The 14,955-nt window shown below is 72.0% G+C and carries 11 protein-coding genes; 4 read left to right on the forward strand and 7 right to left on the reverse strand.

What is annotated here, in order from left to right:
* Positions 1-125 precede the first annotated feature (125 nt).
* Positions 126-893: a TIGR03936 family radical SAM-associated protein gene (locus ACF3NS_RS14270; protein WP_392466882.1), complete on the reverse strand. Its 768-nt coding sequence runs from the start codon at positions 891-893 to the stop codon at positions 126-128.
* A 288-nt stretch (positions 894-1,181) separates the two neighbouring features.
* Between ACF3NS_RS14270 and ACF3NS_RS14275 the strand changes: the two genes are divergently transcribed.
* Positions 1,182-2,099 carry a sulfite exporter TauE/SafE family protein gene (locus ACF3NS_RS14275; RefSeq protein WP_392466884.1) on the forward strand — a complete coding sequence of 306 codons (918 nt, stop codon included), beginning with the start codon at positions 1,182-1,184 and terminating at the stop codon, positions 2,097-2,099.
* Positions 2,100-2,162: 63 nt separating this feature from the next.
* Here the strand turns inward: ACF3NS_RS14275 and ACF3NS_RS14280 are convergent, their stop codons facing one another.
* Positions 2,163-5,036, reverse strand: coding sequence for an FAD-binding and (Fe-S)-binding domain-containing protein (locus ACF3NS_RS14280; protein ID WP_392466887.1), 2,874 nt, complete (start codon positions 5,034-5,036; stop codon positions 2,163-2,165).
* Positions 5,037-5,108: 72 nt separating this feature from the next.
* Here ACF3NS_RS14280 and ACF3NS_RS14285 point away from each other — a divergent pair, with 72 nt between their 5' ends.
* On the forward strand, positions 5,109-5,645 hold the full coding sequence (locus ACF3NS_RS14285) for a YbaK/EbsC family protein (protein ID WP_154592954.1): 537 nt from the start codon (positions 5,109-5,111) through the stop codon (positions 5,643-5,645).
* A 147-nt stretch (positions 5,646-5,792) separates the two neighbouring features.
* Here ACF3NS_RS14285 and ACF3NS_RS14290 read toward each other — a convergent pair whose 3' ends face one another.
* The gene (locus tag ACF3NS_RS14290) at positions 5,793-5,927 is read right to left on the reverse strand and encodes a hypothetical protein (protein ID WP_288799398.1); all 135 of its coding nucleotides are present in this window, start codon (positions 5,925-5,927) and stop codon (positions 5,793-5,795) included.
* 35 nt (positions 5,928-5,962) lie between these two features.
* Positions 5,963-8,059: a TIGR03960 family B12-binding radical SAM protein gene (locus ACF3NS_RS14295; protein ID WP_392466891.1), complete on the reverse strand. Its 2,097-nt coding sequence runs from the start codon at positions 8,057-8,059 to the stop codon at positions 5,963-5,965.
* Between the two features lie 94 nt (positions 8,060-8,153).
* Between ACF3NS_RS14295 and ACF3NS_RS14300 the strand changes: the two genes are divergently transcribed.
* Together ACF3NS_RS14300 and ACF3NS_RS14305 are read left to right on the forward strand one after the other, a co-directional pair.
* A complete protein-coding gene (locus ACF3NS_RS14300; RefSeq protein ID WP_288799400.1) occupies positions 8,154-9,374 on the forward strand; it encodes a toxic anion resistance protein in 1,221 nt (406 codons plus the stop codon).
* Positions 9,371-10,963 carry an AAA family ATPase gene (locus ACF3NS_RS14305; RefSeq protein WP_392466895.1) on the forward strand — a complete coding sequence of 531 codons (1,593 nt, stop codon included), beginning with the start codon at positions 9,371-9,373 and terminating at the stop codon, positions 10,961-10,963. Before ACF3NS_RS14300 ends, ACF3NS_RS14305 begins: the two co-directional genes overlap by 4 nt.
* Before the next feature lie 325 nt (positions 10,964-11,288).
* Here the strand turns inward: ACF3NS_RS14305 and ACF3NS_RS14310 are convergent, their stop codons facing one another.
* From ACF3NS_RS14310 to ACF3NS_RS14320, 3 genes are all read right to left on the reverse strand, one after another.
* Entirely contained in the window at positions 11,289-11,807 is a 519-nt protein-coding gene (locus ACF3NS_RS14310) for a DUF4442 domain-containing protein (protein WP_392466898.1), read from the reverse strand.
* 80 nt (positions 11,808-11,887) lie between these two features.
* Positions 11,888-12,844 carry a bifunctional riboflavin kinase/FAD synthetase gene (locus ACF3NS_RS14315; protein WP_288800190.1) on the reverse strand — a complete coding sequence of 319 codons (957 nt, stop codon included), beginning with the start codon at positions 12,842-12,844 and terminating at the stop codon, positions 11,888-11,890.
* Positions 12,845-13,082: 238 nt separating this feature from the next.
* Entirely contained in the window at positions 13,083-14,927 is a 1,845-nt protein-coding gene (locus tag ACF3NS_RS14320) for a long-chain fatty acid--CoA ligase (protein ID WP_154592951.1), read from the reverse strand.
* Positions 14,928-14,955: the final 28 nt, after the last annotated feature.

A 14,955-nucleotide genomic window follows, 5' to 3' on the forward strand; every position in this document is an offset into this window, starting at 1 on the left:
GTCGCACCGTGACCTCCAGCAGTATCGCACAGCGCGCCGGACCCGCCCCTAGGCTCGCCGGGCCACGCGCACCCGGGCGTGGCACTCCCGGCATGCCCGGCGGGCCCGAGGGGCCCGGCGGGCGCTCAGCGCAGGGGGTCGCCGACCGTGGCGTCGGCGTCCGACCAGGGGCCTTGCACCAGCCTGGTCATCAGCGGGGTGACCTGCGGCAGGCCCTCCCCCGTCGCCGCGAGCGCCGCGATCACGTCGTCGGGACGGACCGTCGGGGTCGTATGCCGCAGCAGGACCCGCAGCAGCTGCGCGTCCGCGCTGACGGTGACCCCGCTCGCCGCGGCCCGCTCGCCGGCACCCTCCAGGTCGAGGCCGAGCACCGCCGATCGGACGTCGAAGGTGCGGTTGCCGCTCTTCGTCATACGGCTGATCTCGACCGACCCGGCCAGCAGGAAGGCCGCCACGGTCCGCTCGACCTGTGCGCGCTCGTCGTCGTCGAGCCCGCGCAGCTCGACGATCCACTCCGAGGCTTGCAGCCGGTCGGCCAGCGACCCCGGCAACGCATCCGCGGCCTCGAGGACGTCGAGGCCGTGCGGCAGCGCCTCGTCGAGGGCGGCGGCCACACGCGCCGGGTCGACCGGCTCGGTCACGGAGATCTCGAAGTACTCGGCCTCGCTCGCCGTCCCCGTCGGCGCCGCGTTGGCGTAGCTGATCTTGGGGTGCGGGTGGAAGCCCGCGGAGTAGGCCATCGGCACGCCCGCCCGGCGCAGCGCCCGCTCGAGCGCCCGCTGGAAGTCCCGCGCCGAGGAGAAGCGCAGCCGACCGCGCTTGGCGTAGCGCAGCCGGATCTTCTGCACCGCGGGGGGCGGAGGGGGGCCTTCGGGGGTGCGCTGACGAGCCATGAGGCCCAAGGTTACGGGAGCCAGGCTGGGCGGTGGCCTGCTGCCGACGGGCTCGGCGCACGGGCGGCGTCGGCATACCGCAACCCAGATCGTGAGACATAAGCCGATGTTATTGACTCCATAAGAACCGCCTCCCTACTCTCCTCGCATGCCCCCCTCCCCGAGGACAACGCCATGCACCTGATGCGCGTCGTGCGCCGGCACGTGGACCTGCAGCGCGTTGCCAGCCAGCTCTGTCGCTGACCCGCTTCCGCCCCCAACCCATCGCGTGTCCCCAGGAGCCCCCGCATGCCCTCCCTCATCATCCTTGCGATCGTCGGCCTGATCGCCCAGCTCATCGACGGCAGCCTCGGCATGGCGTACGGCGTCACGTCGTCCACCCTGCTGCTCGCCGCCGGGATCAACCCCGCCTCTGCCTCCGCCACCGTGCACCTCGCCGAGATCGGCACCACCCTCGCCTCGGGCGTCAGCCACTGGAGGTTCGGCAACATCGACTGGAAGGTCGTCGCCCGCATCGGCGTGCCCGGCGCGATCGGCGCCTTCCTCGGCGCGACCGTCCTGTCCTGGCTGTCCACCGAGGTCGCCGCCCCCGTCATGTCGCTGGTTCTGCTGACGCTCGGCATCTACATCCTGGTGCGGTTCACCGTCCAGAGCGTGACGACCGAGCACCTCGGCAAGCCGCTGCGTCGACGCTTCTTGTCGCCGCTGGGCTTCGTGGCCGGCTTCGTCGACGCCACGGGCGGCGGCGGCTGGGGCCCGGTGGGCACGCCCGCCATCCTCGCCAGCGGCCGCCTCGAGCCGCGCAAGGTGATCGGGTCGATCGACGCCTCCGAGTTCTTGGTGGCGATCGCCGCGTCCGTGGGCTTCTTCGTCGGGCTCGGCGGCGGCGCCGTGGTGCCCGGCATGGCGCTCGCGCTGCTGATCGGCGGCCTGATCGCGGCCCCGATCGCGGCCTGGCTGGTCCGGCACCTCCCCCCGCGCATCCTCGGCTCGGCCGTCGGCGGTCTGATCGTGCTGACCAACGTCCGCACCCTGCTGCGCAGCGACTGGATCGACGCCTCCGGCGCCGTGCAGAACCTCTCGTATGCCGTCATCGCCGCCGTCTGGGCGGGTGCCGTCGCGTGGTCGCTGCGTGCGCACCGGCGCGAGCAGCGCGAGGTCCTCGCGGCCGACCTGCGCCGGGCCGACGCGCTCGACCCGGCCTGACCACGGGTCCGCCCGAGGTCGTCACCTCCGCCTGGCGTGCACCACGCTGCCGGGCGGAGGTGACTACCTCGGGTAGGTCGCGAGGAGGGTCGCCAGGTGCACGCCCTCGCGGTGGGCGAGGTCGTCGAGCTGGGTGCGGCAGCTGAAGCCGTCGGCGAGCACCACGGCCTGCGGTCCCGCCTCCCGCACCGCGGGCAGCAGCTGCTGCTCGGCCACCGCCACCGACACGTCGTAGTGCCCCTGCTCGACCCCGAAGTTGCCGGCCAGGCCGCAGCATCCCCCGAGCCGGACCACGTCGGCACCCGCGCGCTCCAGCAGGGCCGCGTCCGCCCCCCAGCCGAGGATCGAGGCGTGGTGGCAGTGCGGCTGCGCGACGACCTCGACCCCGGTCAGGTCCGGTGGGGTCCACCCCTCGGTGCGGTCGAGCAGCTCGGCGAGCGTCAGCACTCCCCCGGCGACGCGCCGGGCGGCGTCGGTGCCGAGCAGGTCGACGACGTCGTGCCGCAACGCCGCCGTGCAGCTGGGCTCGAGGCCGACGATCGGGATGCCTTGGACGACATACGGATCAAGCTCGCGGACCGCCTTGGTGAGGATCCGACGGGCGCTGTCCAGCTGCCCCGTGGAGATCCACGTGAGGCCGCAGCAGACCTGGCGTCCGGTCACGATCGGGGTGTAGCCGGCCGCGCGCAGCACCCGCACCGCATCGATCCCGACCTGGGGCGAGAAGTGCTCGACGAAGCTGTCGACGAAGATGACGACGGGTCGGCCGGGCGAGCCCTCGGCGGCGGCATCGGCGCCGTGCTCGGCGAACCACCCGCGGAAGGTCTGCTCCGCGAACCGCGGCAGGGATCGGCGCGGGTCGACGCCGGCGGCCTTCATGCCGACCTTGGCCACGCCGGGAGCACCCATGAGAGCGTTGGTGATCCGCGGGCTCCGGCTGGCGAGCCGCGACCACGCGGGCAGCCACCCCAGGGCGTAGTGCGACGGTGGGCGCAGCCGGCCGCGATAGCTCTGGTGGAGCACCTCGGCCTTGTAGGTCGCCATGTCGATGCCGGTCGGGCAGTCCGACGCGCACCCCTTGCACGACAGACACAGGTCCAGGGCCTCGTGCACCTCGGGCGCCCGCCAGTCCTTGATGGCCGAGAACGGGCTCAGCATCTCCTGCAGGGCGCGGGCCCGGCCTCGGGTCGAGTCCTTCTCCTCCCGGGTCGCGAGGTATGACGGGCACATCACCGACACGGCGCCCGGGGCATGGTCGGCGCGGCACTTCCCGACGCCGGTGCAGCGGTGCACGGCCTGCGTGAAGTCCCCCGCGTCGGCGGGGTAGTGGAAGGCGAGCCGGTCGCGGCCCGTCGAGACCTGCTGCGCCACAGCGACTCTCACGTGGGCGTCCACCGGGCCCGGGTCGACGAGCACGCCCGGGTTGAGCAGGTTGTCGGGGTCCAGCGCGCGCTTGAGCCCGCGGAACAGGTCGATCGCGCCGGGCGAGTACATCCGCGGCAGCAGCTCGGAGCGGGCCCGTCCGTCACCGTGCTCGCCAGACACTGACCCGCCATAGCGCGCCACGAGATCGGCTGAGGCAAAGAGGAACTCGCGGAAGCGTTCAGTGCCGCCGCGCCTCTCGAGGTCGAAGTCCAGGCGAATGTGCAGGCACCCGTCCCCGAAGTGGCCGTACGGCAGGCCCGTGAGGTCGTGCTGCTCTAGCAAGGCGTCGAACTCGCGCAGGTAGGCGCCGAAGGACTCGGGTGGCACCGCGGCGTCCTCCCACCCTGCGTGGCCCGGGCGGTCACGCGGCGTCCGTCCCGCGAGCCCCGCCCCGTCCTCGCGGATGCGCCACAGGGCCCGGCCCTCGACCGGGTCGCCGACGACGCGGTGCGAGCGCGCCCCGACGGCGCCGACGAGATCGGCCACGCGCGTACGGAGCTCGTCGACCGACTCGGCCACCGGCTCGACGAAGAGCCAGGCGTTGCCCTCGGGCAGGTCGGGGACGGCGTTGTCGCCCAGCCGAGCCCGCACGACGTCGACGATGCGCCGGTCGATCCCCTCGGAGGCCACCGCGCCCAGCTGCTTCATCAGTGGGGCGACGTCGCCGGCGGCATAGATGTCGTCGAACCCCAGCACCACCAGGGTCTTCTCGGCGGGATCGGTGACGAGGCGCACGGTGGCCTCGGTGACGACGGCGAGGGTCCCCTCGGACCCGACAAGCGCCCGCCCCAGGTCGAATCCCCGCTCGGGGAGCAGGTGCTCGCACGCATAGCCCGACACCTGCCGACCGAACCGGCCCAGCTCGGTGCGGATCGTCGCGAGGTTGGCGCCGACGAGCGAGCGCACGGCCTCGACCTGCGCGGCGCCGCCACCGTCGCCGGTCGTCGACACGGTCGGCGCGTCACCGAGCACCCCTGTCGTCAGGCGCAGCTCGTGCCCGAGGCCCGTCAGGGCGACCATCCCGGCGACGTTGTCCGACGTGCGGCCGTAGCCCAGCGCCCGGTTGCCGCACGCGTTGTTGCCGATCATGCCGCCGACCGTGCACCGGGTGTGGCTGGACGGGTCGGGTCCGAAGCGCACCCCGTGCGGCACCGCGGCACGCTGCAGGGTCGCGTGGATCGCGCCCGGCTCGACCACGGCGGTGCGGGCCTCGGCGTCGATCGACAGGACCCGCCCCATGTGGCGCGAGAAGTCCAGGACGACCCCCGGACCGACGGCGTTGCCCGCGCAGCTCGTGCCCGCGCCCCGACTCGTGAGCGGCACCCCGGTGCGGCGGCACACGTCGAGCACGGCCGCCACCTCGGCGGCGTCGTGCGGGCAGACGACGACCTGCGGGACCACGCGATACAGCGACGCGTCGGTGGAGTACATGCCCAGCGTCAGCGCGTCCGCACGGATGTCCCGCACCCCCGCGCGCTGCAGCTCCGGCACCAGGTCAAGGGCGGTCGTCATACCGGCATCCTCCCCGATCACCAGGCGAGACGACAGCGGCGGGTCGCGCTCTGGGACGGTTAGCGTCGACCCATGCCCAGCGCCGAAGGAAATCTGACCTGGCTCCCCCTCGCCGACCGCGCAGACCTGGTTGCCCCGCCCGTGGCCGCCGCCGCGCACCTGGTCCCGGGCGCCCGCGTCGCCGAGATCGACCCGCACCTCGCGGACACCGCGACCTTCTGCGAGACGTATGACGTCGCGCCCGACGCCTCGGCCAACTGCGTCGTCGTCGCGGGCCGCCGCGGCGACGAGGTCACCTACGCCGCCGTGATGGTCCTGGCCACCGACCGCGCCGACATCAACAAGGTGGTGCGCAAGGAGCTGGGGGTGCGCAAGGTGTCCTTCGCCGACCAGGAGGACGCCGAGACGCGGACCGGGATGATCCAGGGGGGCATCACCCCGATCGGGCTGCCCGAGGACTGGCTGATCCTCGTGGACGACGGGGTGGTCGCGGCCGGCCCGGTGGTGGTGGGCGGTGGGGTGCGGGGCGCCAAGGTCCTGGTGGAGGGGTCTGCGCTCGCCTCCCTGCCCGGCGCCCGGGTCCTGCCCCTCGCCCTCCCCCGCGCCTGACCCCGCCCCCCAACCCCCAATCCCGCCGACTGGTCAGTTCCCGGGCCAGTTCCGGCATGCGGCTGTCGACGAACAGCGAGACCATGCCCACCGGCTCGTCCTCGCTGAACGCCGCCCAGATGCGTCGCGACTCGCCCTCGGCCGCAATCAGCCCACGACCTGGCGCCGCAGCTCGGCGAGGTCCCCCGCACGCCCGTGGTCCGAGGCCCACGACGCCCGCAGCTCGACGATGACGTCGAGGTCCGCAGAGTCGCGGGGCTGCAGTCGCTCGACGGTGACCATGCGCCGAGCCCAGGGTCCGTATGCCGACCCGCCCCTCAGGCGTCGGAGCCGTCGTCCGTCGAGACCCGCATCCCGGCGCCCTCGCCGCCGACGGCCGACGGCACGCCCACCGACGCCGCGCGCAGCGCCGCCGTGCCTGGGTTGGCGACCGACAGGGGCAGGAGCTTGCGCCCCGTCGGCCCGGTCTCGATCGTCGTGCCCATCTGCGGGCACACGCCGCACTCGAAGCACGGCGTCCAGCGGCAGTCGTCGACCTCGTTGAGGTTGAGTGCGTCCTGCCAGTCGTCCCAGAGCCACTGCTTGTCGAGCCCGGAGTCGATGTGGTCCCAGGGCAGGACCTCGTCCTCGTCGCGCTCGCGCTGGGTGTACCAGCCGACGTCGACCCCGGTCCCCGCCAGCGCGACGTCGGCGCAGCGCATCCACCGGTCGTAGGAGAAGTGCTCGCTCCAGCCGTCCATCCGCCCGCCGTCGCGGTAGACCGCCTCGATCACACGCCCCACGCGCCGGTCGCCGCGGGACAGCAGGCCCTCGACCTGACCGGGCTCGCCGTCGTGGTAGCGGAAGCCGATCGAGGAGCCGAACCGCTTGTCGGAGCGGATCGACTCGCGGAGCTTGGCCAGGCGCGCATCGGTGTCCTCGGGCGAGAGCTGCGAGGCCCACTGGAAGGGCGTGTGCGCCTTGGGCACGAACCCGCCGATCGAGACGGTGCAGCGGATGTCCTTGCGGCCCGAGACCTGGCGCCCCGTCTCGATGACGCGCTTGGCGAGCTCGGCGATCTGCAGGACGTCCTCGTCGGTCTCGGTCGGCAGCCCGCACATGAAGTAGAGCTTGACCTGCCGCCAGCCCGCGCCGTAGGCCGCGGCCACGGTCTTGATCAGGTCCTCCTCGGTCACCATCTTGTTGATGACCTTGCGGATCCGCTCGGACCCGCCCTCGGGGGCGAAGGTCAGCCCGGAGCGCCGCCCGTTGCGGGTCAGCTCGTTGGCCAGGTCGATGTTGAAGGCGTCGACGCGGGTCGAGGGCAGCGACAGCCCGGTCTGCGTCCCCTCGTAGCGGTCGGCGAGGCCGCGGGTGATGTCGCCGATCTCGGTGTGGTCGGCCGACGACAGCGACAGCAGCCCGACCTCCTCGAAGCCCGTCGCGGCCAGGCCGCGCTCGACCATCTCGCCGATGCCGGTGATGGACCGCTCGCGCACGGGACGGGTGATCATCCCGGCCTGGCAGAACCGGCAACCACGCGTGCACCCGCGGAAGATCTCGACCGACATGCGCTCGTGCACCGACTCGGCGAGCGGCACCAGCGGCTGCTTGGGGTAGGGCCACGCGTCGAGGTCCATGACGGTGTGCTTGGACACCCGCTCGGGGACCCCGGGTGCGGTGGGCGTGACCGCCTCGATCTGCCCGTCGGGGCCATAGGTCACGGCATACAGGCTCGGGACATAGACACCGCCGGTCTGCGCGAGCCGGAGCAGTATGCCGTCGCGCCCGCCCGGTCGCCCGGCGGCCTTCCACGCGCGGACCAGCTCGGTCGCGCGCAGCACGGCCTCCTCGCCGTCACCGACGATGGCGCAGTCGACGAAGTCCGCCATCGGCTCGGGGTTGAACGACGCGTGCCCGCCCATCACCACGATGGGGTCGTCCTCGCCACGGTCGGCGGCGTGCAGCGGGATGCCCGCGAGGTCGAGGGCCGCGAGGAGGTTTGTGTAGCCCAGCTCGGTGGAGAAGGAGATGCCGAACAGGTCGAAGTCCCGCACCGCGCGGTGCCCGTCGACGGTGAGCTGCGGCAGACCGGCGGCACGCAGCTGCTCCTCCATGTCGGCCCACACCGAGTAGGTCCGCTCGGCCAGCGCGAACGGCTGCTCGTTGAGCACCTCGTAGAGGATCATCATCCCCTGGTTGGGCACGCCGACCTCGTACGCGTCGGGGTACATCAGGGCCCACCGCACGGTCAGGTCCTCGCCGGACGGCCCGTGACCGCCGCAGTGCCAGTCCTTGACGGTGGAGTTGAGCTCGCCACCGACATACTGGATGGGCTTGCTGACCCGCTCCAGCAACGGTTCGAGGGCCTCGTAGTACGAGGCGCCAGGCGTCTCGTGACGCAGGGCGCCGGGGGCGTTCTGGGTGATGGGCATGACTCCAGGGTAAGAGACGACCACGTCCACCCAGGACTCGTCGACTCGTGACAGGCTGGAGCCAGACCGCCACCGGACCGTTCGAGGAGACCCCATGACCGAGCCGCTCACGCCCCCTCCGGCGACCGCCACCGCCACCGAGCCCGCCCTGCGCCTCGAGGCCCCGCCCGCCCCGGCGCCCGTGCAGGCCACCCAGGCCCCCAAGATGGCCCCGGCGGTCGACCCGTCGGCGATGCCGGGCCTGGACGCCAAGGTCGACGACTACCTCTCGGCCCTGACCGGCGCGCAGGCCAAGTCGCCGGAGTTCGAGGCCAAGGCGGCGGACGTGCGCACGATGGGGGACGCCGAGATCCGCAAGGCCGCCGAGACCTCCAACCGCCTGCTCAAGACCCCCGTCACCGCCCTGCAGAAGGGGGGCCTGTCGCAGGAGTCGGGCGTCGGCAAGACGCTGCTGGACCTGCGCCGCACGGTCGAGGACCTCGACCCCAGCCAGGCGCGCGGCTCCAAGAAGTTCCTCGGGATGATCCCCTTCGGCGACAAGGTCACCGACTACTTCCGGCGATACGAGTCCGCGCAGGGGCACCTCGACGGGATCCTCCAGGCCCTCAAGAACGGCCAGGCCGAGCTGCAGCAGGACAACGTCGCGCTCAACCAGGAGAAGCAGCAGCTCTGGACGACGATGGGCCTGCTCAACCAGTACATCTACGTCGCGGAGCGGCTCGACGCCAAGGTCGCGGCGCAGATCGCCGAGCTCGACGTCAGCGACCCCGACAAGGCCAAGGCCCTGCGCGAGGACGTGCTCTTCTACGTCCGCCAGAAGCACCAGGACCTGCTCACCCAGCTGGCCGTGTCTATCCAGAACTACCTGGCCATCGACATCGTCATCAAGAACAACATCGAGCTCATCAAGGGCGTCGACCGTGCCTCCACCACCACGGTCTCCGCCCTGCGCACGGCCGTCATCGTGGCGCAGGCCCTCAACAACCAGAAGCTCGTCCTCGAGCAGATCACCGCGCTCAACCAGACCACCTCGACGATGATCGAGCGCACCTCCGAGCTGCTGCGCGACAACTCCGTCGAGATCCAGCGCCAGGCGGCGTCCGCGACGATCGGGCTGCCGCAGCTGCAGGCGGCCTTCCAGAACATCTACACCACCATGGACGCCATCGACAGCTTCCGCAACGAGGCCCTGGACACCATGGCCACGACGATCGGCACGCTCGAGGGCGAGGTGTCCAAGAGCCAGGAGTACCTCGCTCGCGTCCGCCAGACCGACGAGCGCCGCGCCGCCGGCTCGCTCGACCTCGGCCAGTGAGCGGGTCGGTCCCCGGCGGTCTGCGGGCGTCGGTCGACGCCCTGGTCGAGGTGGGTCGCACGGCCGGGCTCGACCCCGGGCAGGTCCGCGACGAGGGCCTGGCGATGTCGGCCGCCGTGCTCCAGACCTCGCGCCCGGGCAGCACCGTCCACGCCTCCTGGGCGGCCGAGCTCGGACGGTCGGCGTCGGAGTTCTTCGAGCACGCGCCGCGCGGTCGCCGGTTCGCCTCGTCCCCGTCGACGCTGCTGACGGGCCTGCTTGCCGACGGCTCGTTCCACACCGCGGCCTATGCGTCCGCCCTCGCCGAGGTCGCCACGGCCGCGTGCACCGTGCCGGGTGCCGACTCCGGCGCCGTCGGTCGCGCGACGACCTCCGCCGGTGCCCAGCTGGCCGCGGCGGGTGCACCGGGCTCGCCGGGGCCCGGGGCGGGGACAGCACCACCCGGCCGTATGCCGGACGCGCCGGCCCCACCCGGGGTCACCCCCACGCCGCGGGGCGCCGCGCCGACGTCGTCCCCGTCCTCGTCGTCCGACTCCGTGCGCGAGCAGCTGCGGGCGCTCGAGGCGGCGACCCTGCAGGCGCTGCGCGGGCTGCGCCCCGCGTCCGTGGCCGATGCGCCCCACCCCGCCCCGCCGACGCCACCCGGCATACCGGCCGGTCCTCCTCCGACCGACCCAGGCGCACCCGGCGCACCCGGGCCGCCGACCGCCCCCGGCGCCGCTGCCACCAGCCCGAGCGAGCCTGCCGAGCCGGTGGCGCCTCCCGAGCCGGAGAAGTCCGTCGACGAGCTGCTGGCCGAGCTCGATGCCCTGGTCGGGCTCGCCCGGGTCAAGCGCGAGGTGCACCGGCAGGTCGCCCTGCTGCAGATGGAGGCCAAGCGCGAGAAGGCCGGGCTGCGGTCCGCCACGCTGACCCGCCACCTCGTCTTCACCGGCAACCCGGGCACCGGCAAGACCACCGTCGCCCGCCTGGTCGGTGGGATCTATCGCGCGCTCGGTCTGCTGAGCAAGGGCCAGCTCGTCGAGGTCGACCGCTCCGAGCTGGTCGCGGGCTACCTCGGGCAGACCGCGACCAAGACCTCCGAGGTCGTCCGATCCGCGCTCGGCGGAGTCCTGTTCATCGACGAGGCCTACGCGCTCAACGGCGACCAGTACGGCAAGGAGGCCATCGACACCCTCGTCAAGGAGATGGAGGACCACCGCGCCGACCTCGTCGTCATCGTGGCCGGTTACCCCGAGCCGATGGCGGAGTTCATCCGCACCAACCCTGGGCTGCAGAGCCGGTTCAACACAGTCATCGAGTTCGAGGACTACACCGACGACGAGCTCGTGGGGATCATCAAGGACCTGTCGGCCAAGAACGACTACGACCTGTCCGAGGGCGCGATCACGCGCTTCCGCGAGATCCTGGCCGCGACGCCGCGTGGGGAGTCCTTCGGCAACGGGCGGTTCGCCCGCAACACCCTCGAGGGCGCCATCGGGCGGCACGCCTGGCGGTTGCGTGAGGAGGACGACCCCTCCGTCGAGCAGCTGCGCACCATCGAGGCCGAGGACCTGGACGATCGCGAAGGGGTCGATCTCACGGTCTGACCTCGGTCGGACTGGGTGTCCTGCCAGTGATGTCTGGTCACGCCCTCCCCCTCGGTGTGGCCGCCGCAGCCGGACCCGACGCACGCCCCGATCCACAAGGTCGTCACGTCCGGCGACTCGGTCGCCGAGAGGCCTGCGACCGGTGGCCGATCCTTCGGAGACACATTCGGCGCGGCGGCGCTGAGCGCGGCCGTGCTGTGGGGGGGCCGGTGTGGCGGGGCTACCTCACCGAGTGGACGCGGGCCAACAAGGGTCCGCGCGGTCCTGTCGGTGGGCGGCGGCATCGCGCTGATCGTCAGCTCGGCGACCAACCCGTGAGCGGCGTTCAGCCGGTGACGAGACCCCGGTCGCGCTTGCGCCGGACATAGACCTGCTTGCGCACCCGGGCCACCACCGTGCCGTCGGTCCCGACGACCTCGTTGTCGAACCACACGAGGCACTTGTCGCCGCCCGCGGTCTCGTGGCGGATCTGCTCGAGATGGGCGTCGGTGAGCCGGAACTCGGTGGACACCTCGGTGCGGCCGGGCGAGACGAACTCGATCTCGGCGGCCCTGTCCCACACCACGTAGTCCGAGCCGAGGTTGCGCAGCACCAGCAGCATCCAGAAGGGGTCGGTCATGGAGTAGAGCGAGCCGCCGTACTGCGTCCCCACGTAGTTGGCCGTGAGCCGGTGCTTGCGCAGGCGCACGGCGACGTGGCGGAAGTCCTCGCTGATCGCCATGATGTGGATGCCGGAGCACAGGAACGGCGGCCAGAGGTTCATGAGTCTCCGCATGGCCTCGGCGGACCGGAGGAAGGCGGTCAGGTCGGCGTAGGTGCGGGGGAGGCGTCGGGGCAGCGGCATGAGCCGACCCTACCTACTCACCGGTAACGGAGCGAGGACGGACCACGTCGCGCCACGCCCCGGCCGCTCGAGCGGCACGGTCAGGCCGGCACGATCGAGGAGAGCACCTCGCGGCAGCGCTGCACGTCGTCTGCCATCACTTTCAGCAGCTCCTCGACGGAGTCGAACTTCAGCGTGGGACGCAGCCGCTCGACGAACTCGACCGCCACCTGCTCGCCATAGAGGTCGAGGTCGGTGCGGTCGAGGACATAGGCCTCGACGCGCCGCTGCGTGCCCTCGAAGGTCGGGTTGGTCCCCACCGAGATGGCGGCGGGCAGCACGCGTTCCTGGTCGTCGTCCAGGGCGACCCGCGTGAGCCACCCGGCATACACGCCGTCCGCCGGGATCATGCCCTCGGCGTCCTGGGTGAGGTTGGCGGTCGGGTAGCCGAGCTCGCGACCGCGGTGGTCGCCGTGCACGACGGTGCCCATCACCCGATGCGGGCGCCCCAGCACCGCTGCTGCCCCGGCCACGTCGCCGTCGCCCAGCCGTTGGCGGACCAGGCTCGAGGACCAGCGCTGCCCCTCCCCCAGGTCGGCGACGGTCAGCACCTCGAAGCCGTAGCGGGCGCCGAGCTCGCGCAGCGTCGCCGCGTCGCCGGAGTTCTTGTGGCCGAAGCGGGTGTCCTCGCCGACGACCACGGCGCACGCGTGCAACGCGTCGACGAAGACCGTGCGGGCGTAGTCCTCGGGCGACATCTGGGCGAGCTCGCGGGTGAACTCCTGCACGAGGACCGCGTCGAGGCCGACGTGCTCGATGAGGTCGAGGCGGTGCTCGAGGGAGGTGACGGGGGCGGGCGCACGCTCCGGGTGCAGCACCGCGACGGGGTGGGGGTCGAAGGTCACGGCCACCGTCTGCGCACCGCGCTCGGACGCCAGCTGCAGGACCGCCTGCAGGACCGCCTTGTGCCCCCGGTGGACCCCGTCGAAGTTGCCCAGCGTCACGACCGTCGGGCCGAGGTCCGCGGGGATCTGGGACAGGTCATTCCATCGATGCACGTCCCAACTCTAGTCGCCCGGGCGACGGCGCCGGCCCACGTCGGCCAGCACCTGCGCCCGTCGCTGTGCCGCGGGCAGGGAGACGGCCTGCGTGTATGCCGCCGCCTCCTGCCTCCCCGACCCACGCAGCTCGGCGATCTCGGCCCATGCGTGACAAAGCTGCTGGGCCGACGCGCTAGCGCCACGCTCGGACCGCCCACACGTGACCAAGCTGCTGGGCCGACGCGCCAGCGCCACGTCAGGTGCTGTAGTTGCTCTCGACCTGCTCGGCGAAGCGCTCGGAGACCACCTTGCGCTTGAGCTTGAGGCTCGGGGTCAGCTCCCCGTCCTCCACGGTGAGGTCGCGAGGCAGGATCGAGAAGCGCTTGACCGTCTCCCAGCGGTTGAGCCCGCTGTTGAGCCGGTCGACATACCCCTGGATCAGCTGCTCCGCCTCGGGCGAGGCGACCACCTCGGCGTAGGTCCTGCCGGCGAGGCCGTGCTCCTCGGCCCAGGGCATGATCATGGCCTCGTCCAGCGCCACCAGAGCTGTGACGTAGTTGCGCTCGCTGCCGTAGACGATGAACTGGCTCGCGTAGGGGCACAGGCCCTTGAACTGGATCTCGATCTGCGAGGGTGCGACGTACTTGCCGGCGGAGGTCTTGAAGACGTCCTTCTTGCGGTCGGTGATGCGGACGAAGCCGCGCTCGTCGATCTCGCCGATGTCACCGGTGTGGAACCACCCGTCGGTGAAGACCTGCTCGGTCAGCTCGGGGGCGTTGTGGTAGCCGCGCATGACGCCCGGGCCCTTCATCAGGATCTCGCCGTCCTCGCCGGTCTTGAACTGGGTCCCCGGCACCGGCCACCCCACCGTGCCGAAGGTGTAGCTCCCTGGGGTCGGCCGGTTGACAGAGGACGCGGAGCTCGTCTCGGACAGGCCGTAGCCCTCGATGATGAGCAGACCACAGGAGGCGAACCAGCGCGCGATCTCGGGGTCCAGCTTGGCCGAACCGGACACCATGGACTTGATCCGACCGCCGAAGCGCGCGCGAACCTTGCTGAGCACCAGACGGTCCGCCACGCGGTGCTGCAGCCGCAGCGGGACGGGGATCGGCTCGCCCCGCTCCTTCAGCTCGGCCACCCGACGCCCCACCCCGAGGGCCCAGGTCGCGATCTTGACCTTCTGCGGCGACCCCTCCATGAGGACGGTGTTGATGCGGGCGTAGGCCTTCTCGAAGATCCTGGGCGCCGCTCCCATGAAGGTGGGCTTCACGATCTCCATGTTCTCGACGATCTTGTCGATGCGGCCGTCGATGCAGGTGGGGAACCCCACCTGGAAGGACAGCGCGAGCAGCAGCTTGCCCATGACGTGCGAGAGGGGCAGCCAGAGGTACTGCAGGTCGTCCTGGGTGACGAGCTGCACCGCGTCGACGGCGGCGCCCTCGTAGACGATGCAGTCGTGGGTGAGGATCGCGCCCTTGGGCCGGCCCGTCGTGCCGGAGGTGTAGATGAGCGTGGCCATGTGGTCGCGGGAGATCCCGTCGATGCGCCGGTCGACCAGGTCGGGGTCCTCCGCGAGCGCCGCCCGCCCGAGCTCGGCGAGCTCGTCGAGGGTGATGACCCAGTCCCCGTCCGAGGTCCCGTCGAAGGTCACGACCTTGATCACGTCGGGGAGCTGGTCGCGCTGCTCGCGGACCTTGGCGACCTGGGTGTCGTCCTCGGCGAAGACGACCCTGCTGCCCGAGTCGGCGATGATGAACGCGACCTCGCTGGCGATGGTCGTCGGGTAGACGGTGCTCGTCGCGGTGCCGCTGCACATGATGGCCAGGTCCGCCAGGGCCCACTCCAGGCGGGTGGTCGACGCCACGGCCACCCGGTCCTCGTGCTGGACGCCGAGGACGATGAGCCCGGCGGCGAGGTCGTAGGCACGCTCCTTGACCTGCCTCCAGGTCAGCGTCTGCAGCTCGTCACCGCGGAAGTGCTGGAACCCGGCTCCGTCGGGCGTCCTGGCCGCCCGGTCACGGAAGACGTGCGCGACGCTCTCCATCCGGTTGTCGATGACGGCCCAGTCGACCTTCTCGTCCTTGGCGGACAGCAACGGCATGACTTCTCCTCCACGTCGAGGGTGGGTG

The sequence above is a fragment of the Arsenicicoccus cauae genome, assembly GCF_043162025.1.
GTDB lineage: Bacteria > Actinomycetota > Actinomycetes > Actinomycetales > Dermatophilaceae > Arsenicicoccus > Arsenicicoccus cauae.

Excerpts from the sequence above, each read along its gene's own strand:
- ACF3NS_RS14300 (WP_288799400.1), top strand. The coding sequence starts at position 8,154 with ATGACCGAGCCGCTCACGCCCCCTCCGGCGACCGCCACCGCCACCGAG.
- ACF3NS_RS14280 (WP_392466887.1), bottom strand. The coding sequence starts at position 5,036 with ATGACGACCGCCCTTGACCTGGTGCCGGAGCTGCAGCGCGCGGGGGTG.
- ACF3NS_RS14275 (WP_392466884.1), top strand. The coding sequence starts at position 1,182 with ATGCCCTCCCTCATCATCCTTGCGATCGTCGGCCTGATCGCCCAGCTC.
- ACF3NS_RS14295 (WP_392466891.1), bottom strand. The coding sequence starts at position 8,059 with ATGCCCATCACCCAGAACGCCCCCGGCGCCCTGCGTCACGAGACGCCT.
- ACF3NS_RS14290 (WP_288799398.1), bottom strand. The coding sequence starts at position 5,927 with ATGGTCACCGTCGAGCGACTGCAGCCCCGCGACTCTGCGGACCTCGAC.
- ACF3NS_RS14310 (WP_392466898.1), bottom strand. The coding sequence starts at position 11,807 with ATGCCGCTGCCCCGACGCCTCCCCCGCACCTACGCCGACCTGACCGCC.
- ACF3NS_RS14285 (WP_154592954.1), top strand. The coding sequence starts at position 5,109 with ATGCCCAGCGCCGAAGGAAATCTGACCTGGCTCCCCCTCGCCGACCGC.
- ACF3NS_RS14320 (WP_154592951.1), bottom strand. The coding sequence starts at position 14,927 with ATGCCGTTGCTGTCCGCCAAGGACGAGAAGGTCGACTGGGCCGTCATC.
- ACF3NS_RS14270 (WP_392466882.1), bottom strand. The coding sequence starts at position 893 with ATGGCTCGTCAGCGCACCCCCGAAGGCCCCCCTCCGCCCCCCGCGGTG.